Source organism: Micromonospora chokoriensis (assembly GCF_900091505.1).
In the GTDB taxonomy this organism is placed as follows: Bacteria; Actinomycetota; Actinomycetes; order Mycobacteriales; family Micromonosporaceae; genus Micromonospora; species Micromonospora chokoriensis.
The window spans coordinates 4566874-4590770 of sequence record NZ_LT607409.1 but is presented as its reverse complement, the minus strand read 5'-3'; the positions used below and the strand labels follow the sequence as shown (position 1 = coordinate 4590770).

General features: G+C 71.8%; 22 protein-coding genes. 12 read left to right on the top strand and 10 right to left on the bottom strand.

The window, feature by feature from the left end:
- Window positions 1-110 precede the first annotated feature (110 nt).
- The gene (locus tag GA0070612_RS21140) at window positions 111-1025 is read left to right on the top strand and encodes a hypothetical protein (RefSeq protein WP_197699206.1); all 915 of its coding nucleotides are present in this window, start codon (window positions 111-113) and stop codon (window positions 1023-1025) included.
- Between the two features lie 85 nt (window positions 1026-1110).
- Window positions 1111-2844: a DEAD/DEAH box helicase gene (locus GA0070612_RS21135; RefSeq protein ID WP_088989492.1), complete on the top strand. Its 1734-nt coding sequence runs from the start codon at window positions 1111-1113 to the stop codon at window positions 2842-2844.
- A gap of 73 nt (window positions 2845-2917) precedes the next feature.
- Here the strand turns inward: GA0070612_RS21135 and GA0070612_RS21130 are convergent, their stop codons facing one another.
- The 5 genes from GA0070612_RS21130 to GA0070612_RS21110 all read right to left on the bottom strand — a co-directional run bounded on the left by GA0070612_RS21130 (window position 2918) and on the right by GA0070612_RS21110 (window position 8931).
- The gene (locus GA0070612_RS21130; RefSeq protein WP_088989491.1) at window positions 2918-4012 is read right to left on the bottom strand and encodes a right-handed parallel beta-helix repeat-containing protein; all 1095 of its coding nucleotides are present in this window, start codon (window positions 4010-4012) and stop codon (window positions 2918-2920) included.
- A gap of 237 nt (window positions 4013-4249) precedes the next feature.
- Window positions 4250-4654 (bottom strand): DoxX family protein, encoded by a 405-nt coding sequence (locus GA0070612_RS21125; protein ID WP_088989490.1) that lies wholly within the window; start codon window positions 4652-4654, stop codon window positions 4250-4252.
- Window positions 4655-4788: 134 nt separating this feature from the next.
- Window positions 4789-7119, bottom strand: coding sequence for an endopeptidase La (lon, locus tag GA0070612_RS21120; protein ID WP_088989489.1), 2331 nt, complete (start codon window positions 7117-7119; stop codon window positions 4789-4791).
- 140 nt (window positions 7120-7259) lie between these two features.
- The gene (locus tag GA0070612_RS21115; protein WP_088989488.1) at window positions 7260-8129 is read right to left on the bottom strand and encodes a manganese catalase family protein; all 870 of its coding nucleotides are present in this window, start codon (window positions 8127-8129) and stop codon (window positions 7260-7262) included.
- An 82-nt stretch (window positions 8130-8211) separates the two neighbouring features.
- Window positions 8212-8931 (bottom strand): sensor histidine kinase, encoded by a 720-nt coding sequence (locus tag GA0070612_RS21110; RefSeq protein WP_088989487.1) that lies wholly within the window; start codon window positions 8929-8931, stop codon window positions 8212-8214.
- Window positions 8932-9014: 83 nt separating this feature from the next.
- On the opposite strand from GA0070612_RS21110, the gene GA0070612_RS21105 reads away from it, so the two are divergent.
- Both GA0070612_RS21105 and GA0070612_RS21100 read left to right on the top strand, forming a co-directional pair.
- On the top strand, window positions 9015-9638 hold the full coding sequence (locus GA0070612_RS21105) for a response regulator (protein ID WP_231924282.1): 624 nt from the start codon (window positions 9015-9017) through the stop codon (window positions 9636-9638).
- Window positions 9639-9783: 145 nt separating this feature from the next.
- Window positions 9784-10131: a histone-like nucleoid-structuring protein Lsr2 gene (locus GA0070612_RS21100; protein ID WP_088989485.1), complete on the top strand. Its 348-nt coding sequence runs from the start codon at window positions 9784-9786 to the stop codon at window positions 10129-10131.
- 133 nt (window positions 10132-10264) lie between these two features.
- Here the strand turns inward: GA0070612_RS21100 and GA0070612_RS21095 are convergent, their stop codons facing one another.
- Together GA0070612_RS21095 and GA0070612_RS21090 are read right to left on the bottom strand one after the other, a co-directional pair.
- Window positions 10265-11524, bottom strand: a complete 1260-nt coding sequence (locus tag GA0070612_RS21095; protein ID WP_088989484.1) for a hypothetical protein — start codon at window positions 11522-11524, stop codon at window positions 10265-10267.
- Window positions 11525-11820: 296 nt separating this feature from the next.
- Window positions 11821-12702, bottom strand: a complete 882-nt coding sequence (locus GA0070612_RS21090; protein ID WP_088989483.1) for a DUF2726 domain-containing protein — start codon at window positions 12700-12702, stop codon at window positions 11821-11823.
- A gap of 365 nt (window positions 12703-13067) precedes the next feature.
- Between GA0070612_RS21090 and GA0070612_RS21085 the strand changes: the two genes are divergently transcribed.
- Genes GA0070612_RS21085 through GA0070612_RS21075 form a run of 3 tightly spaced genes read left to right on the top strand, consistent with a single transcriptional unit; the run spans window position 13068 to window position 15489 of the window.
- Window positions 13068-14147, top strand: a complete 1080-nt coding sequence (locus GA0070612_RS21085; protein ID WP_167393657.1) for an Asp23/Gls24 family envelope stress response protein — start codon at window positions 13068-13070, stop codon at window positions 14145-14147.
- Window positions 14144-14707 (top strand): hypothetical protein, encoded by a 564-nt coding sequence (locus tag GA0070612_RS21080; protein WP_088989481.1) that lies wholly within the window; start codon window positions 14144-14146, stop codon window positions 14705-14707. The genes GA0070612_RS21085 and GA0070612_RS21080 overlap by 4 nt, the downstream gene beginning before the upstream one ends.
- 56 nt (window positions 14708-14763) lie before the next feature.
- A complete protein-coding gene (locus tag GA0070612_RS21075; protein WP_088989480.1) occupies window positions 14764-15489 on the top strand; it encodes a helical backbone metal receptor in 726 nt (241 codons plus the stop codon).
- 31 nt (window positions 15490-15520) lie between these two features.
- Here the strand turns inward: GA0070612_RS21075 and GA0070612_RS21070 are convergent, their stop codons facing one another.
- Window positions 15521-16477 carry a TerC family protein gene (locus GA0070612_RS21070; RefSeq protein WP_197699205.1) on the bottom strand — a complete coding sequence of 319 codons (957 nt, stop codon included), beginning with the start codon at window positions 16475-16477 and terminating at the stop codon, window positions 15521-15523.
- A gap of 215 nt (window positions 16478-16692) precedes the next feature.
- Between GA0070612_RS21070 and GA0070612_RS21060 the strand changes: the two genes are divergently transcribed.
- Together GA0070612_RS21060 and GA0070612_RS21055 are read left to right on the top strand one after the other, a co-directional pair.
- Complete coding sequence (locus tag GA0070612_RS21060) at window positions 16693-17250, top strand: hypothetical protein (protein WP_231924281.1); 558 nt, start codon at window positions 16693-16695, stop codon at window positions 17248-17250.
- 224 nt (window positions 17251-17474) lie between these two features.
- Window positions 17475-17867 (top strand): FKBP-type peptidyl-prolyl cis-trans isomerase, encoded by a 393-nt coding sequence (locus GA0070612_RS21055; RefSeq protein WP_088989476.1) that lies wholly within the window; start codon window positions 17475-17477, stop codon window positions 17865-17867.
- 44 nt (window positions 17868-17911) lie between these two features.
- Here GA0070612_RS21055 and GA0070612_RS21050 read toward each other — a convergent pair whose 3' ends face one another.
- Complete coding sequence (locus tag GA0070612_RS21050; RefSeq protein ID WP_088989475.1) at window positions 17912-18298, bottom strand: STAS domain-containing protein; 387 nt, start codon at window positions 18296-18298, stop codon at window positions 17912-17914.
- Between the two features lie 201 nt (window positions 18299-18499).
- Here GA0070612_RS21050 and GA0070612_RS31550 point away from each other — a divergent pair, with 201 nt between their 5' ends.
- Window positions 18500-18673 carry a hypothetical protein gene (locus tag GA0070612_RS31550; protein WP_231924280.1) on the top strand — a complete coding sequence of 58 codons (174 nt, stop codon included), beginning with the start codon at window positions 18500-18502 and terminating at the stop codon, window positions 18671-18673.
- 69 nt (window positions 18674-18742) lie between these two features.
- Here the strand turns inward: GA0070612_RS31550 and GA0070612_RS21045 are convergent, their stop codons facing one another.
- On the bottom strand, window positions 18743-20011 hold the full coding sequence (locus GA0070612_RS21045) for a L,D-transpeptidase (protein WP_088989474.1): 1269 nt from the start codon (window positions 20009-20011) through the stop codon (window positions 18743-18745).
- A gap of 756 nt (window positions 20012-20767) precedes the next feature.
- Between GA0070612_RS21045 and GA0070612_RS21040 the strand changes: the two genes are divergently transcribed.
- Together GA0070612_RS21040 and GA0070612_RS21035 are read left to right on the top strand one after the other, a co-directional pair.
- Entirely contained in the window at window positions 20768-21724 is a 957-nt protein-coding gene (locus GA0070612_RS21040; protein WP_088989473.1) for a sugar phosphate isomerase/epimerase family protein, read from the top strand.
- Window positions 21725-21747: 23 nt separating this feature from the next.
- The gene (locus GA0070612_RS21035) at window positions 21748-23847 is read left to right on the top strand and encodes a PQQ-dependent sugar dehydrogenase (protein WP_088989472.1); all 2100 of its coding nucleotides are present in this window, start codon (window positions 21748-21750) and stop codon (window positions 23845-23847) included.
- Window positions 23848-23897 lie beyond the last annotated feature (50 nt).

Sequence of the window (23897 nt, the reverse complement as noted above, 5' to 3'; positions counted from 1 at the left end):
GTCGCCCGGTCCACCCCTGCGAATCGTCACGGTCCGACCGTGCGAAGCGCACGAATTTCCGGTGACGGACGCATCTGCCCACCGCACCGGAGTGCCGGCACTGTCAAGGCATGGAGAACACACGGATGTACGCCGACCCCGCCGCCCGCGTACCGTCGCCCGGGCCGCTGACGACCCCCCAGCCGGCACCCACGGACGCGACGCGGACCGACGTGCCGCCGGCCGGCGGTACGCGACGGCTGCTGTGGCATCTCGGCGAGATGGCGCTGGCGATGGTCGCCGGGATGCTGCTGCTCGGGCCGCTGGTCGAGATGGTCGGCGCCGCGCTGGGGGCGACCGGCGCGCTGGCCCGCCCGGAGGTGGCCGCGCTGGTGATGGCCACCACCATGACCGTCGGGATGACGGTGTGGATGCGCTACCGGGCGCACCACTGGCGTGGGGTCGCCGAGATGGCCGCCGCCATGTACGTGCCGTTCCTGCTGCTCTTCGTGCCGTACTGGACCGGCCTGCTCGACGCCGACGGCCTGCTGCTCGGCGGCCACCTGCTGATGGTGCCGGCGATGGTGCTGGTGGCGGTACGGCATCGGCACGAGTCGCCGGCGGTGATCCGTCGACACCCGGCCGTGGTGGCGCTCGCCCGCCGCTGGCCGACCGGGCTGGCGCTGCTGGTGACGGCGGACATGTGGCTCGACCCGGGGGTGCTCAGCCCGTGGACGATGCTGGTGCTGCCCGGCGGCTACCTGCTGATCGGCCTGTTCCGGCGCACGCTGCGCGGCCCGGGCGTGCTCGCCACCCAATTCGTCGGTCTCGCCGTCTGGGGCGCCCTGGCGCTGGTCGCGGTGGCCGCCGGCGGCCGGACCGCCGAGTGGCTGGTGGCCCTCGGCTGGCTGGCGCACGCCGGGTGGGACCTGGCGCACCATCGGTCCGGCCGGGTGGTGCCGCGCGGCTACACCGAGTTCTGCGGGGTGCTCGACGCGATCCTCGCCGCGGTGATGATCCTGGCGATCCTGAGCACCTCCGCCTGACCGGGACCGCCGCTGACGGGGCACCTGTCGCGGTCATGTGCCGGTCGGCGCAGCGGCCCGGACGGCGTGATGAAAGGCTTGGCACATGAGTTCCGCACCTGCACAGCACGACGCACCGTCCGACGCCACCCCCGCCGGCACCGACGAGGTGAACGCCTTCACCGAGCTCGGGCTGCGCGCCGAGCTGCTGGGCGCGCTGTCCGCCCTCGGCTACGAGGAGCCCACACCGATCCAGCGGGAGGCGATCCCACCACTGCTGGAGGGTCGGGACCTGCTGGGTCAGGCGGCCACCGGCACCGGCAAGACGGCGGCGTTCGCGCTCCCGCTGCTGAACCTCATGACGGCCCACCGTCGTGGCGGTGACCCGGTGGCGCTGGTATTGGTGCCGACGCGTGAGCTGGCGGTGCAGGTCTCCGAGGCGTTCCACCGCTACGGCAAGGATCTGGGTGCCCGGGTGCTGCCGATCTACGGTGGGCAGCCGATCGGACGGCAGCTGCGGGCGCTCGACAGCGGCGTGGACGTGGTGGTCGCCACCCCGGGACGCGCCCTCGACCACATCGCCCGGGGCACCCTGCGCCTCGGTGGGTTGACCACGGTGGTGCTCGACGAGGCCGACGAGATGCTCGACATGGGCTTCGCCGAGGACATCGAGGCGATCCTGGAACACGCTCCGGCGCAGCGGCAGACGGTTCTCTTCTCCGCCACCATGCCGTCGCGCATCGACGGGATGGCCCGGCAGCACCTCAGCGACCCGGTCCGGATCGAGATCGGTCGGGAGCAGCCGGTCGCCGGCGAGGCGCCCCGCGTACGGCAGAGCGCGTACATCGTGACCCGGGCGCACAAGCCGGCTGCGCTGGGTCGGGTGCTGGACGTCGAGTCGCCCACCGCAGCGATCGTGTTCTGCCGCAGCCGGGAGGAGGTCGACCGGCTGACCGAGACGATGAACGGCCGGGGCTACCGCTCCGAGGCGTTGCACGGTGGCATGAGCCAGGAGCAGCGCGACCGGGTCATGGGCCGGCTGCGGGCGGGCACCGCGGACCTGCTGGTGGCCACCGACGTCGCGGCCCGGGGGTTGGACGTCGAGCAGCTCACCCACGTCGTCAACTACGACGTGCCGTCCGCCCCGGAGTCGTACGTGCACCGGATCGGCCGGGTGGGCCGGGCCGGCCGCGAGGGCGTGGCGATCACCCTGGCCGAGCCGCGCGAGCACCGGATGCTCAAGACCATCGAGCGGGTGACCGGCCAGCGGATCACCATCGACAAGATCCCCACCGTGGCGGACATGCGGACCCGCCGGTTGGAGCTGACCCAGGCGGCGCTGCGGGAGAGCCTGCTGGAGGACGACCTCGACCCGTACCGGGTGATCGTGGAGACGCTCACCGACGAGTTCGATCTGATGGAGGTCGCCCTCGCCGCCGTGAAGCTGGCCCATGAGGTGACCTCGCCCGGTTCCGACGACGAGGAGGAGATCCCGCAGGTGCCGGTGCGCGGCCCGCGCGAGGGTCGGCCGGAGAGCGGTGGCCGGGGCGGTGACCGTCGTGGCGGGGGCCGTTCCCGATCCGGCGGCGGCAACACCGTCCAGGTCTTCGTCGGCCTGGGCCGGCGCGCGGGGGTGCGCCCCCAGGACCTGGTCGGCGCGATCACCGGGGAGACCGGGATCCGCGGCCGGGACATCGGCTCGATCGAGATCGCCGACCGGTTCTCCCTGGTGGAGGTGCCGCAGGGGGTGGCCGACGAGGTGATCTCCGGGCTGCGGCAGAGCACGATCAAGGGCCGCAAGGCCACGGTGCGCCGCGACCGCGGGGGCGACGAGCGCTGAGCACGCCGCCGGCGAGACGCTGCTGACACGTGCGACCGGTGGGGCGGAGACGGTGCCGCCCCACCGGTAAGCGCTACTCGATGTTTCCGCTTACCACGTTGTTGCCCCCAGCCAACGACATGCCACCGGACGCGTGGTCGTAGGCCCGCATCACGTTGTTGCTGACGATCCAGTTGTTGCTCGTGCCAACGGTGACGATCGGTCGGTCCTGCCGGCGTGGCGTCGTGTCGTCGTAGAACTGGTTACCGATCACCTGACACATTGCGGAATCGCGGCCGCGGATGCCGTTCTCCCCGTTGTCGTGGATGTCGAGACCCATGATCCGGGTACGTCCGGACGAGTAGAGCTCGATGCCGTTGGAGGCGTTACGCCACAGCCGGCCGCCGACAAACTGGTTCCCCCAGACCTGCCAAAGGACGACTCCGCTGCCGGCGCCACCCGTGCCGTTCGATTCCACGTAGATGTTCTGGAAGATGTTCCGATGGGCGCTGTCGCCTAGCTCGACACCGTTGCCGACGCATCCCCAGACGTGGAGGTTGTCGAAGAAACAGGCGCCGTCGTGCAGCCGCACGCCCGTCCGGCACTCCCCGACCCAGACGTTGAGGAACTCGTTGTCGTACGCCACGGCGTTGACGAAGATGCCGACGCCGAGGCAGTCCTCGATGTTGATGTCGGTGATCTTGTTGGCGTGGGCGCTGGCGTTCTCGTCCGTGCCGACGAATTCCATCCCGTGACTACCCGAGTTACTGAGGTGCAGGTGGTGGAAGGTGGAGCGGGGGCCACGGACAGTCAGCAACACGTTCGAGGTCCGCATGCCGTGGAAGTGCACGTTGGAGATCTGGTTGTACTTGCCCGTTGAGATCAGGCGGCCGGTGTAGCCCGGAGCCGGCTGGATGATCGCCGAGCCGATGTTCTCTCCGGTCCAGGTCACGTTCGCCGGAAATGCCACCTCGGATCCGAGGCCGAGCCTCCCCACCGGCTGGTGGATCTCCCCACCATCGGACGGCAGCAGGCCGAGCGCAGCGATGATCTTGGCTGATTCGTCTCTGCCGTCGAGCAGGCAACCGACCCGGGGGTCCCGCAGGCTGAGGGGGGCCTCCCGCACGGTCGCGACCGAAGGCGCACCGGTCTGCCCCGCGACCGCGAGAGTAGCCACCGTCGTCGCCACCGCAGCGCCCGCTCCGCCAGCGAAGAACACCCGCCGGCCCAACCGCCGCCCCGCCGGATCTGACCGTTGTGGCACTGCCGGCGGTACCGCACCAGGTGCACTCACGATCGGATCACGCCTCTCTTCCGTCGGGTGCCGCGTCGAGCAGCGGGCAGACTCTACAGCGGATCACCGTCGGCTGGGGACGCGCGTGGGACGGCCCGATGCCCCTCGCCCAAGCGGTGGAACGAGGCGCGGTCAGAAGGAGTACGGCCCGAAGCGACCCCAGGCCACCACGGCGGCGAGCACCAGCAGCACCGCGCAGGTGATCGCGCCCTGGACCTCCGTGCGACGCCCCTCCTGGGTGTCCTGCTTCTTCGTGTCACGAAGGTGCACCAGGATGCCGCCGATCATGACGATGACCAGGCCCACGGCGGCGAGTGGGGTGAGCACGGTGGCGACGCCGGTGAGTGGTGGCAGCACGAGCCCGACGGCGGCCAGCACCTCGACGAAGCCGAGGGCCTTGACCTGCGACGGCGGGACCGGATCCACCCATCGCATCATCTCGCGCAGCTTGTCCTTGGGTTGGGTCAGCTTGGCCAGGCCGGCGCCGGCGAAGACAGCGGCGAGAATGATCTGGAGGATCCAGAGCACCAGGTTCACGGGGTTTACCTCCGGGGGCACCGCCTCGCGGCGGAGAGGTGGTTGACGCTTCGAGCGAGACAGTAGCGCTCGACGCGCGGACAGCGACGACCCCCGCCGTCACGGGAACGGCGGGGGTCGTCGCGGTCGGAGAGTCAGGAGACGAAGAGCGCCGGTCCGTCCAGGGCCGGGACGTCGGCCGGGGTCAGTGCCAGGGCGAGCACGTCGGCCACGTCGGCCAGGGTGTGCACGGTCAGCGCCTCACGCACCTCGGTCGGCAGGTCGTCCAGGTCGGGCTCGTTGCGCGCCGGGATGATCACCTCGGTGAGGCCGGCCCGGTGCGCGGCGAGCAGCTTCTGCTTCACCCCGCCGATCGGCAGCACCCGACCGGAGAGCGTCACCTCGCCGGTCATCCCGAACTCGGGGCGGACCGGGCGGCCGGTGACCAGCGACGCCAGGGCCGTGACCATGGTGATGCCGGCGCTCGGGCCGTCCTTGGGCACCGCGCCCGCCGGGAAGTGGACGTGGATCCGCCGCCCGGCCAGGGCGTTCGGGTCGATGCCGAACCGTCGCCCGTTGGAGCGCAGGTACGACAGCGCGATGTGCGCCGACTCCTTCATCACGTCGCCGAGCTGGCCGGTCAGGGTCAGCCCCGGCTCGCCCTCCATGCTGGTCGCCTCGATGAAGAGCACGTCCCCGCCGGCGCCGGTGACGGCGAGGCCGGTCGCCACGCCGGGCACCGCGGTGCGCTCGGCCGACTCCGGGGTGAACTTCGGTCGCCCCAGGTAGCCGGTGAGGTTGTCGGTGTCGACGCGTACCGGCGACGGGTCGGTCGCCAACGTCACCGCCACCTTGCGCAGGATCTTCGCCAAGCCCCGTTCGAGCTGCCGGACGCCGGCCTCCCGGGTGTACTCCCCGGCGATCAGCGCGAGCGCCTCGTCGGCGATCTGCACCTCGTCGGCGGTCAACCCGGCCCGCTCCCGCTGCCGGGGCAGCAGGTGGTCGCGGGCGATGGCGACCTTCTCGTCCTCGGTGTAGCCGTCCAGCATGACCAGTTCCATCCGGTCCAGCAGCGGGCCGGGGATGGACTCCACCACGTTTGCGGTGGCCAGGAAGAGCACGTCGGACAGGTCGAGGTCGACCTCCAGGTAGTGGTCCCGGAACGTGTGGTTCTGCGCCGGGTCGAGCACCTCCAGCAGGGCGGCGGCGGGGTCACCGGCGTAGCCGGCGGCCAGCTTGTCCACCTCGTCGAGGAGCACGACGGGGTTCATCGAGCCGGCCTCGCGCAGCGCGCGGACGATCCGGCCGGGCAGTGCGCCCACGTAGGTGCGCCGGTGACCGCGGATCTCCGCCTCGTCGCGGACACCGCCGAGGGACACCCGGACGAAGGTGCGGCCGAGCGCCCGCGCCACGGACTCGCCGAGGCTGGTCTTGCCGACCCCGGGAGGGCCGGCGAGGGCGAGGACCGCGCCGGAGCCGCGTCCGCCGACCACGCCGAGGTTGCGCTCGGCCCGCCGGTTGCGCACGGCCAGGTACTCCAGGATGCGGTCCTTCACGTCGGCCAGGCCGGCGTGGTCGGCGTCGAGCACCGCCCGGGCCGCGGCCAGGTCGGTGTTGTCCTCGGTACGCGTGCCCCACGGCATTTCGAGCACGGTGTCGAGCCAGGTGCGGATCCAACCCGCCTCCGGGGAGGCGTCGCTGGCCCGCTCCAGCTTGCCGACCTCGCGCATGGCCGCCTCGCGGACCTTCTCCGGCAGGTCGGCGGACTCGACCCGGGAGCGGTAGTCGGCCGAACCGTCCGGCTCGTCCTCGCCCAGCTCCTTGCGGATCGCGGCGAGCTGCTGACGCAGCAGGAACTCGCGCTGGGACTTCTCCAGCCCCTCGCGGACGTCACTGTTGATCTGCTCGGTGACCTCCTGCTCGGCCAGGTAGTCCTTCACCCAGCCGACCAGCAGCTCCAGGCGGGCGGTCACGTCCGGCGCGGCGAGCAGCTCGGTCTTCTGCTCCAGGGTCAGCCAGGGCGCGTAGCCGGCCGAGTCGGCCAACTCGGAGAGGTCGGTCATCCGCTCCACCGCGTCGATGACCTGCCAGGCACCCCGCTGTTGCAGGACCGAGGTCACCAGGGCGCGGTACTCGCGGGCGAGTTCGCGGGCCCTGCCGGCGTACGCGGGCTCGTCGAGTTCGGACGCCTCGACCCAGAGTGCGGCGCCGGGGCCGGGGACGCCGGAGCCGATCCGGGCCCGGGACAGGCCACGGATGACGGCGGCGGGCTCACCCTCGGGCAGCCGGCCGACCTTCTCGATGGTGGCGATCACGCCGACCGGGCCGTACTCGCCGTCGATGCGGGGCACGGCGAGCAGCTTGCGGTCGCCGGTCGCGCGGGCGGCGTCGACGGCGGCCTGGGTGGACGGGTCGAGGGTCACCGGGATGACCATCCCGGGCAGCAGCACGGCGTCGGTCAGGGGAAGTACCGGAAGAGTTGCCATGGAACACCTGCCATCACGTTGACTTGAGCGTGCCTGGCTCAAGTAACGAAGCGTTCCCCTTGTTCCGGCTTGTGACCCAGGCCACTCCACCGCCGGCCCGCCGGGTCGCCCCGACCAGCGTGGCGACCCGACCTGACACCTCAGGTGAGCGTGCTCTCGACCGTGTTCGCGATCGAGCCGGTCACCCCCGGGATGGTGGCGTACAGCCGGGGATCTCCCGGGGGCAGCACCGGCTCCGGGGCGTTCGCACGCGGGTCGTCGTCGTACCGGAACTCGCCCTTGCCGTCCGGCGACGGTCCGGACGCCCAGCGGCTCTGCGCCGCGTCCGTGCCCGAGGAGAACCCGAGGTACGTGTAGCCGTACTCCTCGGTGAGGTCGCCGGAGTCCGGGAACGCCTCCGGCACCGGCATGTCCTCCAGCCCGTCCTCCTTGAGCTGTTCGATGGCGGCCAGCCACATGTTCTGGTGCATCGTGTCGCGGGCCAGCAGGAAGCGCAGCATCTGCTTGACGCCCGGGTCGTCGGTCATGTGGAACAACCGGGCGACCTGGAGCCGACCCTGCGCCTCCGCTGTCACGTTGAGCTGGAAGTCGGCCAGCAGGTTGCCGCTGGCGGTGACGTACGCGCCGTTCCACGGCACCCCGTTGGAATCAGCGGGCAAGGCTCCGGCCCCGGCGTGAATGAAGTGCGCCGGATTCGAGCCGGCGTAGATCGCCGCCCCGCCGGGATCCTCCGCGATCCCCTCCGACAGCGACAACGGCGCGCTGTCCAACAACCGGGTGATCATCGTGCAGATCATCTCGACGTGGCCCATCTCCTCGGTGCCGACGTCGAGCAGCAGATCCTTGTACCTGCCGGGCAGGCGGCAGTTCCACCCCTGGAAGAGGTACTGGTTGGCGACGGTCATCTCACCCCACTTGCCGCCCAGCACCTCCTGCAGGCGGCGGGCGAACGCGGCGTCCGGGCCGTCCGGTTTGGCCTCGAACTGCAGATCCTTGACGTGACTGAACATCTGACCCCCTCGGTACGGGAATTGGCAGTGCAGCCGTTCCCGTACCGGTGACCCGGCCGGGCCAACCCGTGTCCCGGCGGGGTCAGCGCACCGGAAGCAGCACCTCCAGCGCCGCGCCGCGCGGCTGCAACCGGTGCGCCCGTAGCGTTCCCCCATCCACTGCGACGAGCTGCCGGACGATCCACAGCCCCAACCCGGACATCCCGGGCGCCGGCACCGGGCGGCGCAGTGCGGCGAGCAGCGCGTCGTCGACGCGGCCCTCGTCGGTGACCAACATGCTCAGGCCGGGGCCGCGCACCGTGGCGTAGAGCCCGACCTGCCCCTGCGACGGCCCGTGCCGCAGCGCGTTCTCCACCAGGTTGACGAGCACCTGACGGGTCCTCCCGGCCGGCACCGGGCACGATCCGGCCGACCGGGTGGCCCGCACCCGCCGCCGGCCGACCGGCACCAGCGCGGCGGCCTCCCGCAGGATGCCCGCCAGCGCGACGGTCGGCTCCGGTGCGGGGGCCGGCGCCAGCGCGCCGGTGCCGGCCGTGGCGTCGCGCAGCAGGCTCTGCAGGTGGGCGGCCTGGTCGCGGGCCAGCGCGGTGATCGCCCGCCGGTCGGTTCCGCTCAGCTCGCGGTGCTCGTCGGCCAACGCGCGGGTCAGCGAGGTCAGGGTGCTGATCGGTGTACGGAACTCGTGGCACAACACCCGCAGCAGCAACTCCGGATCGGCCACCGGTGCTCGCAGGTCACCCGAAGTGGGCTCGATCCGGCGCAACCCTCGCAGCAGGCCCTGCAAACCGTGGCGTGCGCGCATCCACCCGACTCCCCTCGTTCGGTGCGTACCCGCATGATCGGTACCCGCTGGGGAACGGCGCAGACATGCCGGGAGCCTCCACCATGCGAATCGTCGTCGTGGACGATCACCCCCTCTTCGTCCGCGGCCTCGAACTGCTGCTCCCCGTCAGCACCGACGGCCGGGCCGAGGTGGTCGCCTCCACCGGCGACGCCGCCGCCGCGGCGGCGCTGGTCAGCCGCTGCCGACCCGACCTGGCCCTGGTCGACCTGCACATGCCGCCGCCGGGCGGCATCCGGGCGGTGGCAGCGATCCGACGGACCACCCCCCGGATACGCGTGGTCGCGATGTCCGGTGCCACCGACCCGGCAGCGGCGATGGAGGCGCTGCGGGCCGGTGCCGAGGGGTTCCTGCCGAAGACCAGCGAGCCGGAGGCACTGCTGACCCCGCTGCGGGCCGTCCTCGACGGGTGGGCGGTCCTCCCGGCCGCACTGCTGCACGCGATGCTGCGCCCCACCCACGCGACGCCCGTCGACCTGGACGGCGAGGAACGCCGGCTGCTGCGGGCGATCGCCTCCGGCCGCCACACCGTCGACATCGCCGACGAACTGCATGTCTCCGAGCGGACGGTGAAACGAATGACCGCCGCGTTGCTGCGCAAGTTGCGGGTTTCCAACCGGGCGGAGGCGGCCGCCGTCGCCGGGCACGCCGGCCTTCTCGGCGAATGAGGCGACTTCATCCGCCCCGATTCACGGTTTTGCTCGGTAACGGAATCGCGACGCGCCGAATGAATAGGACGCGTATTGTTGCGGATTCCGGGGGTGATAGGTCAGACTTTGGACACATCCCGCCGCACACAGGGAGTAATCGGCAATGGCGAGAAAAGTAATCACGGTCCTGACCGACGACCTCGACGGTGGGAAGGCCGATCGGACGGTCGAGTTCAGTCTCGACGGCGTCGCCTACACGATCGATGTCTCGGACGAGAATGCCGGCGTCCTTCGCAAGGCGCTGGATCCGTACATCAATGCGGGTCGGCGGATCGGGCGCGGCCCGGTCGAGAGCGCGCGCTCGGTCCGGCGTCCGGGGCGACCCGCCGGCGCGGGAATGGATCGCGAGCAGAACCGCGCAATCCGGGAATGGGCCGTGAAGAACGGCTACAAGATTTCCGAACGGGGCCGGATCCCGGTCGAGGTCGTCGAGGCGTACAAGAGCCGCTGACGCGCGAGTCGACGACGGGGCCCCGCCGGAAACGGCGGGGCCCCGTCGGCTTGTCCGGGTGATCCCGACAGCGCGACGGCCGGTCACCCGGGGGTTGTCGCCCCGGGTGACCGGCCGTCGTTGGTGCGTCCGGTCAGTTGACGGTGATGCGCACCGAGTCGAACGCGGGGGTCTGGTTCGCCCGTTCCATCATCGGCAGACGGTGCGAGCCGTCACCGGCCCAGACGGAGCACTGCGCGGTGCCCGACTCCGGCAGGCCCGGAACCTGGATGGTCACCTCGTCGGGCTGGGCCCCACCGCGACCGTCCTCGGTCGCGACGAAGAACGCAGGCACCTCCTGCGGCTCCGGCGGGGTGGTCAGGCTGTCCAGCATCCGGCACGCGGTGTGGAAGTGACCCCGGACCAGGCCCTGGGCGTTGAGCAGCGAGCTCTCCACGTAGTAGCCGCCCTGACCGGCCGCCAGGAAGCGGTCGCGGACCAGGTTGCGGGTGCTGACCCGCAGGGTGAAGGCCTGATTCTGGCCGACCTGCTGGGGGAACTGGGTGATGAGCAGCGACGGGTTGTTCGCGGCGGCGCCGACCTCACCGAACTCGGTGCTCACGCACCGGTTGCCGTTCTGGAAGCCGTCGTGCGGCTGGAGCCGGCTCTCGTCGCAGTCGTTGGCCAGCACGCCGAGACCGGCGCCGGGGGCGTTGCCGCCACCGTTGTTGCCGCCACCGTTGTTGCCGCCACCGGGCGTCGTGGTGGGGCTGCTGCCGCTGCCGTTGTTGCCGCCACCGTTGTTGGTCGGCTGCACCGTGCAGGTGGCGAGTTCGGCGAGACCCTGCGGTCGGGGGCCGACGCGGTCGATGGCGGTCGTGATCCGGTCCAGCACCGCGCGCCGCTTGCCGGCCAGCGGTTGCAGGATCGCGTTACGGATGAACGCCTCACCCTTGTTGCCCTCGGCGGCGAGCCGGCGGTCCGCCTCGGCGATCTGCGCCTGCAGCTGAGCCAGGTTGCGGTCCACCTCGGCCCGCGCCCGGTCCGGCACCTGCGGCAGCTTGGCCGTCACGTCCGGGCAGGCGATGGCCGTGCCGGTGCCGACCGTGCCGTCCTTTCCATCCTCGCACTCGGGGACCGACTGCTGCCCGTCACCCCAGTGGTTGCGCACCCACCGACCGTTCTGCCAGGTTCGGCTGGTGGAACCGCCGCCGCTCGGCGCGGTCGCGCCCGGGCTCGGTTCCACGCACTGCCCAGCGGCCGGGCGGGGCTTATTGGTCCGCCGGTCCTGGGCCGACGAAATCTGGGTCACGGCGACGACTCCGCCGAACACCGCGAGCGTGCCGACAACGGCCAACAGACGCTTGCTCCGCGCGTTGCCGGGTGACCGGCGCGCCCGAGTGGACCTGCGCATCGAATTGCTCTCCTTCTCGATCCGGTTGTGGATTCCTGCCCTCGGCGGACCGACGGATGTGAGATGGCACGCCACGGCGGCGAGCACCGTGACCTACCCGGTAATGCGTCGATGGCCGACGATGCCCTTTCCACACCGTCCCCCGGGTCCCGACGACGCGAGTGGGGAGATCCTGTTCATTCGCGCAGGAGTACGGGGCGGCGAGCGAGATGGTTCAACCAGTTCACAGGAAATTGCCGCGACCCGACCCGGAGGCGGGGCGGAGCAGTGAATCAGCAGGTGGAACGGGTACGGCGTCAGTCGGCGCAGAGGTGGTCGAAGGCGAACCCGCCGACCAGTTCGTCGCGACGTCGACTCAGCGCGACGATCTGCGCGGTCAACTCGGCGCGTGGCACCAGCTCGGCGACGGCGTCGTCCCGCAGTCGCTCCCCGACCGCGACCGTGGCGAGATCCTCGGCCAGCCGGGCCGGGTCGATCCCGCAGGAGAAGCGGTGCTCGATCACCGAGACCCGCTCGACGAGGCACGCGTCGGGGCGGACCTGCACCCAACTCCACCCCTGCGCCGGCCCGTCCGCCCAGCGGACGTGCAGTCCCCGCACGATCGGATCGGCCACCCGCCCGGCCACGTACGCCTCCACCACCGCCGCGCGGGTCAGCGCGCCGAGGTCGTTGACCGCTCCGGTACGGCCGTCCGGCAACCGGCCGAGGATGTCCCGGAAACCCGTCGGGACCGGTTCGTCGTCGGAGGTGGCCAGCGCGGCGCTACCGGCGGCGTAGGCGCGCGCGTCGATCACGTACTCCACGAGGCGACGCCCGTGCTCGGTCGCCGTCAACGTCGGAGAACCGATTCGCAGCACGGGCAGGCCGGCGGCCTCGCTCACCGCGTCCTTCAGCCGCTCGACGCGCTGCTCCGCCGAGCCGGCGGCCGCGACCGGGCCGATCTCCACAGCGACGACCGCGCGGCCGGTGTCAGCCGAGCAGACCACGAAGTCGAAGCTGGCGCGGCTGGCCGAACTCCACTGGCTGCCGGTGACGCCGGGCGGCCGCCCCTGGACCAGGTCACTGAGCCTGCGGTTCGTCTGGATCCGCTGGCCGGCGCGGCTGAGCAGCGTGTCGCGTCCGCTCTCGGCGGACACCGTCCGCAGCCAGCCGCGGTCGTCGCTGCCGATGCTCGTCATCTGCCTGATCCATCCGCCGGTCGGTCGAGCCGGGCCGAGTCTAGGCGGTCGATCATGGGGTAGGCCTCGGCGGCACGCCCGCTTCGGACGCGCCGCCCGGCCGCTACTCGCCGGCGCCGATCACCGGCCCTCGAAATGCACACGAAGGCTCCGCGCCCGCCGAGCAAGGTCAACCCGAGATCGGTGAAGTGGGGCGATCATCTGGGGGCGGATACCGCCACATCGGGGGACCTGGTGTGGATCACGCTCCAGGGCAGCGCCGAGCAGGCGGCATGTGGCCTAACTCACAGATGAACCGCGTTCCGAAGACTCGGTTGGGGTGTATCCAGCGGAGTCGCCGGTCGCGGACCGGCCGGGAGGTCAGCATGTCGCGACAGCAGCTCGGCAGCCGCGCCGGCAACGGTCGGGACGACCCGCGCGCCCGTCGACCTCGCCTGGCCGGTGATCCGACCATCCGCCGTCGCCCGCGCACCGATCGAGCGGGACGGCACCACCGACTTCCACCGCGACCCGTGGCCGCCCGTCCGTCCGCCCCGCCGGTCGGCGTCGCAGCGAGCGCCGACACCGTCGACGCGAACCCCCGCACCACCGGGACCGCCCCGCGGCGGAGCACCGCCGAGACGGCGGACGTCGCCCGGATCGCTGCCCACGCGGCCCGCCAGGTGCCCGGCGTCACCGACGCCCACCCGGCCACCGTCCGGCTGGCCGACACCACCGTGGGGCTCGACCTGCACCTGGTCACCACGTACGGGTACAGCGTGCCCGCCGTCACCGAGGCGGTCCGGATCGCCGTCGCCGACCGGGTGGCCGCCGAAACCGGCCTCACCGTGGCCGCGGTGACCATCACGGTGGACGACCTGATCGTCCCCGGGGCGTACCACGCCGACCCAGGACCACCGGCCCGGCGACCCGAGGCCGGCATGCGCATGGTCAACCGGGCCGCCTCGGCGCTGCTGGCCGTCGTGCTGCTGGTCGGCGGGGTGCTGCTGGCCGTTCAGGCGCTGCTGGTCACGCTGGGCCGCCCGGCGTCGCTGCTCGCCCGCACCGGTTGGTACGACGCGTTGACCAACGCCCGGTGGCACGACCCGGACGTCCGCACCGGCGCCGGCGCGGCCATCCTGTCGGGCCTGGTCATCCTGGTCGCCCAACTGCGCCGCTGGACACCGTCCCGGCTGCGCGTCGACGAGCGGGACGGCTGGCACCTGCGCAGACGGTGCGTGGAACGCCGGCTGACCGACGCGGCCGGGACCGTGCCGGGTGTTCGTCGGGCACGGGTGCGCGTGCGGCGGCGCGGTGACCAGTGGCGGCCCCGGGTGCGCGCCACCGGCGACCCCGCGGCGCACGCGGAGGTCGAGTTCGCCGTGCGCCAGGAGCTGCGGCGGCTCGCCGCGCCCCGCACCGGCCGGATCGAGATTCGGCTGCTGCCGCACCGGAGGCCGGCATGACCGACGCCGCCCACCGCCTGCTGTGGACGATCGTCGCGCTGGTGCTGGTGGCGGCCGGGGCGACAGCGATGTGGGCCGGCGTCAGCGCCCCGGCCGACGACGAGACGGGGGCGGCGGTGCTCGGCGCCGGCCTGCTCGACGCGTGGCGACTGGCCGCGCCGTGGAGCACCCTGGCCGCGGCCGCCACCGGAGTGCTCGCCGCCCTCGCCGGGCAGCGCCTGTTGGCAGGCGGGCTGCGCCGACCCCGCGAGGCGCTACGCGGCATGCTGAGCCACCACGGCCACCGTCCCGGCCGTACCCGCCTGGCCACCGACGTGCTCATCGGCGCGCTGGAGCGGGACCTGACGACCGGCGACCACGGGGTGCGCCGCGCACGGGTGGTGCTCACCGGCGCGCCGCAACGGCCCGACGTGTGGATCCGGGTGGATCTGGCGGCCGGCGTGGCAGCCGACGGTGTACGCGCGCACGTGGACGCCGCGGTCCGCCGGTTCGCGACGACCGCCGGCTGCGCACCCGCGCACCTCGACGTGACCGCCCGTATGGAGCCCGGCCCGCCCTGACCCGCGTCGCGCCACCCGGACGGGCATGATCGGTGCCGGGGACGGGAGGTACGCGGATGCGGGTGGTGTCGCTGGTGCCGTCGCTGACCGAGGCGGTGGCGTTGACAGTGCCGGGAGTGCTGGTCGGGGCCACCGACTGGTGCAGCCACCCGGTCGGGCTCGACGTCGCACGGGTCGGTGGCAGCAAGTACCCGGACCTGGACCGGGTCCGCGCGCTGCGGCCGGACGTGGTGCTCCTGAACGTGGAGGAGAACCGCCGGGCCGACGCCGAGGCGCTGCGGGCTGCCGGCGTACCGGTGCGGGTCACCTATCCGCGCACCGTCGCGGGCGCGTTGACCGAGCTGGGCGACCTGCTCGCCGAGCTGGGCGCGTCGACGGAGCCGACCTGGCTGCGCGCGGCACGGCGGGCCTGGGCCGACCCGCCCCTGCTGACGCCGACCCGCCGGGCGGTGGTGCCGGTGTGGCGTCGGCCGTGGGTGGTGCTCGGCGGCGACACGTTCGCCGGCGACGTGCTGCGTCGGCTCGGCGTGGTCAACGCCTACGACGAGCACCCGGAGCGCTATCCCCGGCCCACCCTCGCCGAGCTGCGCGGGCAGCAGCCCGACCTGGTGGTGCTGCCCGACGAGCCGTACACGTTCACCGCCGACGACGGGCCCGAAGCGTTCCCCGGCGTACCCTGCGCCCTGCTCTCCGGTCGGCACCTCACCTGGTACGGCCCCTCGCTCGCCGAGGCGCCCGCGCTCCTGGCCGACCAGCTGTCCCGGCCGGTGCCAGCCGGGTGACCCGACACGTGCCGGCCACTGGCGGGACAGGTCACCCGGCCGGGGCACGCCGCGCGGCCAGGAGGCTGGCGCCGATGGAGATCGCCAGGGTCAGCACCACCACCGCGAGGGTCAACCAGACCGGCAGTTTGCCCATCGGCGTCTCGGCGAGGACGAGTTTCAGCCCGGCGAAGGCCAGCAGGAACGCGAGTCCGTAGCGCAGGTAGCCGAAGTGTCGGAGCAGGCCGGCGAGGCAGAAGTAGAGGCTGCGCAGCCCCAGCACGGCGAACGCGGTGGCCGTCCAGACCAGGAAGGTGTTGGTGGTGATGGCGAGGATCGCCGCCACCGAGTCGATGGCGAACACCACGTCGGTGGCCTCGATGGCGACGAGCGCCACCAGCAGCAGTGTCGCCGTCCGCCGGCCGGCCACCCGGGCCGTGAACCGGTCGCCGTGGTAGCGCGCGTCGGTGGGCACGAGCTTCCGGAACAGCCGGACCACGACGTTGCGTTCCGGGTCGACGTCCGGTTTCCCGCGTACGGCGAGCCGCCAGCCGGTCCAGATCAGGAACGCGCCGAGCACGAACCCGGCCCAGGTCAGCCGTTCCAGCAGCTCGGCACCGGCGAGGATGAACAGCAGACGGAAGACGAGCGCCCCGACGACCCCCCAGAACAGCACCTTGTGCTGGTAGCCGGCCGGCACCTGGAAGTAGCCGAAGAGCAGGGCGAAGACGAACACGTTGTCCACCGAGAGCGCCTTCTCCAGCAGGTACCCGGAGAAGTACGCGATGGCCGGGTCGCCGCCGAGCCCCCACCAGACGACCAACCCGAACAGCAGACCCGCGCCGATCCAGACGGCGCTCCACAGCAGCGCCTCGCGTAGGTCGATGACGTGGTTGTCCCGGTGCAGGAGCACGTCCACCGCGAGCATCACGGCGATCACCGCGCCGACTGCCGCCCAGGCCCACAGCGGGACCGTGACCGCCACCTCCGTCACCGAAGCCTCCCGCATCGGCCCCGGTGCGCCCGTCACCCCGCCCGCCGGCCGGACGTTCCCGAGCCTAGGCGAACGGCCGACCCGACGTCGGCGGTCCCGCGAACTCGGCCGGACGGACCGGACGGGTCCAACGTCCCGTGCCGATGCGGTCCGTCGGCCCTGCCGCCGACGGCGCGATGAGCGTCCACTGGAGATGCCACCGGGAGTGCGGTGCGAGACTGAGAAGGGACGTGGGGACCATGACCGCGACGACCGACCGGGTCACCGTCGAGAACACCGCTCCGACGGCCGGCACCACTGGAGGGCGGGCCGTCCGGTACATCCTGGCCAGCCTCCGACTGGCGCTCGGCTGGATCTTCCTCTGGGCGTTCGTCGACAAGATGTTCGGGCTCGGGATGGCCACCGAGTCGACGAACGCCTGGATCAACGGGGGCAGCCCCACCAAGGGCTTCCTCACCTTCGGGGTGACGGGCCCGTTCACGGACGTGTACACCGCGATCGCCGGTGCCGCCTGGGCGGACTGGCTGTTCATGGTCGGCCTGGCCGGAATCGGTGTCGCCCTGCTGCTCGGCATCGGCGTGCGGGTCGCCGCCGTGACCGGTGGGCTGCTGCTGGTCCTGATGTGGACCGCCGTCCTACCTCCGGAGAACAACCCCTTCATGGACGACCACCTGATCTACGCCGCGGTGCTGGCGGTCCTCGCGCTGGTCGACGCCGGCGACACCTGGGGCCTCGGCCGGGTGTGGGCGCAGCTGCCCGTCGTCCAGCGACTGCCCTGGCTGCGTTGACCACGAGGCGTCACCCTGAGCGGGCGTCACCATCCCCGGTGACGCCCGCCGGCCCGTTCCCGGGCGCCGCCCGGCCTGTCGCGCGGCCCTCGTCGCACTGGCTGTCGACGGCGGCGCGGGTGTGGATTCGAGCAGGTGGCGGGTCCGCCGCACATCGGTGAGGTGCTATCCGGCAGGATCGACGGTGACCGGACACATCACCCGCAACGGCAGGAGATCCCCGCATGAACCAGGCAGCAGGCGCCCGATCCGGCAAGCCCGAGGTGGGTCCGATCGAGGGTGCACCGCCCGCCGACCTCGTGATCGAGGACATCACCGTGGGCGACGGCCCGCAGGCGGAGGCGGGCCAGCTGGTCAGCGTGCACTACGTCGGCGTGTCCCACTCCACCGGCGGCGAGTTCGACTCGTCGTGGAACCGGGGCCAGGCGTTCGAGTTCCCGCTCGGCGGCGGTCAGGTCATCGCCGGCTGGGACCAGGGCGTCGTCGGTATGCGCGTCGGCGGCCGTCGCCGGCTGACCATCCCGCCACACCTCGGGTACGGCGACCGGGGCGCGGCCGGTGTCATCAAGCCCGGCGAGACGCTGATCTTCGTCGTGGACCTGCTCGGCGTGCGCTGACCGACTTCCGGGGTCGCCGGTTCACGCTGGCGACCCCGCGCCGGTCAGGCGGCCAGCTGCAGGTGTGCGGTCGTGTCTCCGGTGAGGCGCGCGGCGTCGACCACCGTGGCCGGCTCCAGGATCGGCATCACGCGGTGCAGACCGCTGGCCCGGAGCACCCGTGCCACCACCGGGCTCGGGTCGACGAGGACAAGCTCGCCACCGCAGGCCCGGACGCGCAGATGCGCGGCGAGCAGCGTGCGGACGCCAGCGGCGGAGAGCAGCCGCAGATCGGACAGATCAAGCTGAAGCACCCGGCGAGCCGGAGCGGACCACAACGCGGACCGGAAAGCCGCCACGGTGGCGATGTCGATCTCACCCGACACCCGCATGACGACCACCTGGTCACCCATGCTGACCTGCACGTCGAGCCGGTCGCTGTCCTCTCCCATGGCTAGAAATCTAGCCGCCACCTCCGACAGTTTCGCCCCTCGGCGGAGTGATTCCGGGTACGCCCAGGGTCATACCCCGAGGCGAGCCCCCTCCGCCTGAGGGACGAGGCTCGGGGCCCCTCCCGCCCTGCTCCGCCCGGACGTGACCACCTCCAGGTCGACCGGCCGGGCCGCCGGCTCCCGCCACCACGTCGGCACGCGGTGGTCGGCGCGACCCACCGACGACGGTCGACGGCAGCCGGCACCGTGGTGGCCGACGGGCTGCACGGCCCCAACGGGCGCTACCGGATGATCACCGGGGTACGCCGGCACGGCGACCACCTCTGGCTGGGCAGCCTGACCGGGCCAGGGGTGGCCCGCGTACCCCTGTGGTGACCGCCGGAGCAGGCGCGCGGCGACGGGCCGGTTCGCCGCAGCGGACCGGCCCGTCGTGACGCCGTTTCCTCAGCGACCGCTGACCGAGGGCGCCGGGGCCGGCGACCCGCCGGCCACCGCGCCCGGGTGGGCCGGCGCGACGGGGGCGGGCTTGAGCCCGGGAGGCACCGGCAGCGCGCTACCTCGGACGAACTCGTCCCAGCTGACGTTCCACGCGGTCCAGCCGTTACCCGGTTGCAGTTCGACCTCGGTGCCCTTCACGGTCACCAGGTCCCCGACCTGCGTCACCCCCATCAACCAGTCGGCCGCGGCGGCGGAGACGTTGGCACAACCGTGGGAGACGTTCGTGTTGCCCTGGTCCCCCTCCGACCACGGGGCGGAGTGGATGAACTCACCGCCCCAGGTGTAGCGCTGGGCGTCGTCGACGTCCACCACGTAGCCGCCGTTGGGCTCACCCCGGGTGTCGAAGGTGGTCCGTTCGTGCTTCTCCATGATCACCATTTTGCCGCTGGAACTCGGCGTGCTCGGCTTGCCCAGACTGACCGGGATCCGGCGGATCTGCTTGCCGTCCCGCAGGACCGTCATCTGCTTGGTGGCGTTGTCGATCTCCAGCGAGACCTGCCGTCCGATCGTGGACGTCGCGGTGCGCTCGGCGTCACCGACCCGGTCCTTGCCGATCGGCAGGCCCTCCAGGCCGGCCCGGACGCTGATCGTCGTCCCCGGTTTCCAGAAATCGGGTGCCCGATAATAGACCTGGGTCCCGTCCTCGAGCCATGACCAGGTGCCCGGCTGCGGAGGATTCGTCTTCACGAACAACCGTCGCTGAACATCCGCTCTGGCCTCTTTCGGAATTCCCGGGTCGAACGCGACGGTAACCGGCATCGCCGTGCCGTACGTCCGTTTGCCGACGAAATAGAGGGTGCTGGTGATCTGCGGTTTGGTCGATGTAGCCATCGTGGTGAAGGTGGTGGTGCGGGTCGTGGTGGCACCGGAGTCACCGGTGGCTGTCACCTCGGCGGTGTAGGTCCGTCTCGGCTGCAACGGAGCGCTCGGCACCCAGCCCGAACCGTCCTCGCGCGGCTCGGCGTCGACCTGCTTGCCCTTGTCGTCGGTCAGACGTACGCCGGTCACCCGGCCCCCCTTGACCACGGTGCCCACCTCGGCGCTGACCGGCACGTCGCGGGCCTTGTCCCCCGGCGTGACGGCGAGCTCCGGCGGGGCGGCGTGCTTCTTGGCCGAACCGGTCGCGGACCCCCGGTCGGCGGTGCACCCACCCAGGACGAGTGGTGCGGCTGCGATGGTTACCGCCAACAGCGTCAATCGCCGCCTACACGTCATGTTCAGTCCCCCCGTATTCGACTTCCCTATGCCGACATTCTCGCTTCCCGGGCATGCACGATTGCGGCATTCAGAAATAATTGTCGGCGCATTTGTCGACACAGTTTCCATTTATGTTCCGCTTGGTGGAATAGGAGCTCAGCCGGCATCTCTCGTGCCGTTTGCTCCCCTTCGGCGCAGGGCGACGCAAGCTGTCCGGATGACGCCCTACCGGGGCGGCTGAGGTGAACCGCGCCGAAGGAGGCGTACGGCCCGACGCACGGTCGAGCATGCGCATGCGGCTTCGGCGACCCCACCGAGCCCGACCCTCGTGATCGACTCGGCTCTCCTGAGAGCGGTGCATCAACCGCGCTCGGACACCCCGACTTTCGGGAAGACGAGTGGATCATGCATGAGCTGGGGGCCGGGGCGCTCCGGAGGGCGCGGAAAGGAGGAGGTCATCCGCGCCGGCGCACCTCGAGAGCGCGCTTTTGTCATCTGAAGCGAAACTTCTGCCAAACGCGACGAAGCTTTGCCTTCGTCCGGAGGCAAGGGTAGGGTCTCGATCTAGATAGAGGGTTGCCCATTAGTCGATCAGCCTGCCGCCACCCCTGCCGGGTCGCCGTGCTCCGCTCCTGACGGGGCCGGGCCGCACCCGAGCGCCGTCCCTCACCGTCCCGCCGGAGCCCACCTCCGGCCGGTTCGGCGCGCCCGGGCGACGGCGGACCGGTCGACCGCAGCCGACGGTGTGCCAGCCGTCAGGAAGGGACCACCACCATGGATCGACAGATCAACCGACCGGAGCCGACACCGACGTCGGAGGGGTTCAGCCGGCGTGGAGTGTTGCGCGCCGCGACCGTCTCCGCTGCTGCCGTCGGCGCCGCCGGTCTGCTCGCCGGGCCGGCCGCCGCCGCGCCCGCCGCATCGGCGCAGGGCCGGCGCCGAGTGCCGGTGGACCGGATCAGCATCCAGCTCTACACGCTGCGCGACCAGCTCGCCGCCGACCTGCCCGGCACCCTGGACGCGCTGCGTCGGATCGGCTACCGACGGGTGGAGCACGCCGGTTTCGTCGGACGCACCGCCGCCCAGTTCCGGGCCGCGCTCGACGAGGCGGGGCTGCGCTCCACCTCCGGGCACGTCGGAATTCCGCAGCCGTTCGACGCCGCGACCTGGGAACAGGCCCTCGCCGACGCCAAGGTCGTGGGCTGCAAGAAGATCGTCCACCCGTACTTCGGTCGGGACGCGGCCGGCCAGCCGATCCGGGACCCCGCCGTCTACCGGGCCCTCGCCCGGGACCTGAACAAGGCCGGGCGGCTCGCCGAGCGGGCGGGGCTCGAGTTCGGCTACCACAACCACCAGCTCGAGTTCGTGCCCCTGACCGGCGGCTCGACCGGGTTCGACATCCTCGCCACGCAGACCGACCCGCGGCTTGTCCACTTCGAACTGGACCTCTACTGGACCTGGCGCGGCGCGCACGACCCGGTCGACGTGATCCGGGCCAACCGGGGCCGGATCCGCCAGGTGCACGTGAAGGACCTCGACGTCGAGGGCGGGTTCGCCGACCTCGGCGACGGCGTCATCGACTTCGGTCGGATCTTCGCCCACGAGCGGGAGGCCGGCATCGAGGAGTACATCGTGGAGCGTGACGACGCGGGCACGCCGCCGCGCTCCCCCGCCGACGCCCTGGACACCGCCCGGGTCGGCTTCGACTATCTCGCTTCACTTCGGTACTGACACCACCCCGGGGGACACACCTGATGAACAGGACCGCATTCGCGTCCGCCCTGCTGCTGGTGACGGCCGGTCTGGTCGTACCACCGTCGGCAGCGGCCGCAGCGCCGGCCGCGCCGCCGGACAGCAGCTTCCAGAAAGTGACACTGAACGACTTCCCGGGCGAGCCGATCAGCCTCGCCGTCCTGCCCGACCTGCGGGTGCTGCACACCTCGCGCACCGGCGAGGTCCGCATCCACGACCCGCGCACCGGGCTGAACACCCTCGCCGCCGACATCCCGGTGTACGAGCACGACGAGGAGGGCTTGCAGGGGGTCGCGATCGACCCGAACTTCGCCCAGAACAGGTGGGTGTACCTCTACTACTCGCCGCCGATGGACACCCCGGTGGACGACCCGGCGACCCCGGACGTCAACGAGGGCGACGCGCCGGAGACCGGCACCGAGGCGGACTGGCAGCGGTTCAAGGGCGCGCTGCGGCTGTCCCGGTTCAAGCTGGAGGGGATGAAGCTCAACCTCGCCAGCGAGCAGCAGATCATCGACGTGCCGACCGACCGAGGCATCTGCTGCCACGTCGGTGGGCAGATCGACTTCGACAGCAAGGGCAACCTGTACCTGTCGACCGGTGACGACACCAACCCGTTCGCCTCCGACGGCTACATCCCGATCGACGAGCGGGCCGACCGCAACCCGGCGTACGACGCGCAGCGCACCTCGGCCAACACCAACGACCTGCGCGGCAAGCTGCTGCGCATCAAGCCGAAGGCCGGTGGTGGTTACACGGTGCCGGCCGGCAACCTGTTCAAGCCCGGCACGGCGCAGACGCGCCCGGAGATCTACGCGATGGGGCTGCGCAACGCGTTCCGGTTCGCCGTCGACAAGCGCACCGACAACGTCTACCTGGCCGACTACTCACCGGACGCGTCGTCGCCGAACCCGGAGCGCGGTCCGGCCGGGCACGGTCGGTGGATGCTGATCGACAAGCCGGCGAACTACGGCTGGCCGTACTGCGTGACGCCGACCATCGCCTACCGCGACTACGACTTCGCCACCGGCGAGTCGGGCGCGAAGTTCAACTGCAAGCGCCCGGTCAACGACTCCCCGCACAACACCGGCAAACGCGTGCTGCCGCCGGTCGAGCAGCCGGAGGTCTGGTACCCGTCCGCGGCATCCGGTGAGTTCCCGCAGTTGGGCACCGGTGGTATCGGCCCGATGGGCGGCCCGGCGTACGACTACGACGGGACCAGCACGTCGCGGACCCGCTGGCCGGTCTACTACGACGGGGTGCCGCTGTTCTACGAGTGGACCCGGGACTACATCAAGGAGTTCCGCCTCGACGCCAACGGGACCGTCGCGGACATCCGCGCGGTGGTCCCCTCCATCGTGGTGGACAACCCGATGGACATGGAGTTCGGCCCGGACGGTTCGCTCTACGTGCTGGAGTACGGCGACGGCTACTTCGCCGAGAACCCGGACGCCCAGCTGTCCCGGATCGACTTCGTTCGCGGCAACCGCACGCCGATCCCGAAGATCAGCGGTACGCCGACCGTCGGGCAGGCCCCGCTGACCGTGGCGTTCTCCAGCGCCGGCACCGTCGACCCGGACGGTGACAAGCTGAGCTACGCGTGGGACTTCAACGCGGACGGTTCGGTGGACAGCACCGATCCGAACCCGAGCTGGACGTTCCCGGAGAACGGCTCGTACACGCCGACGGTGAAGGTGACCGACCGCACCGGCCGGTCCGCCTCGGCGACGCTGCCGCTGGTGGTCGGGCCGACCGCGCCGGTCATCGAGTTCGTCGCCCCGGTCGCCGGGCAGCCCTTCCAGTTCGGTCAGACCGTCGCGTACGAGGTGAAGGTCACCGACGACCTGCCGGTGGACTGCTCCCGGGTGAAGGTCACCTACGTGCTCGGGCACGACGAGCACGGTCACCCGTTGTCCACGTCGACCGGCTGCTCCGGCAGCATCCCGACCTTCGTGGACGGTGGGCACGCCGGCGCGGACAACCTGACCGCGGTGTTCGTCGCCGAGTACACCGACGCGCCGACCGAGCCGGGCGTACCGCCGCAGTCCGCTTCGGCCACCGTCGTGCTGGACCCGGACCCGGTGGCCGGCCTGGCCGGCTGACGGGTAGCCGACGACAGCGGCGGCGGCCGGAGTGATCCGGCCGCCGCCGC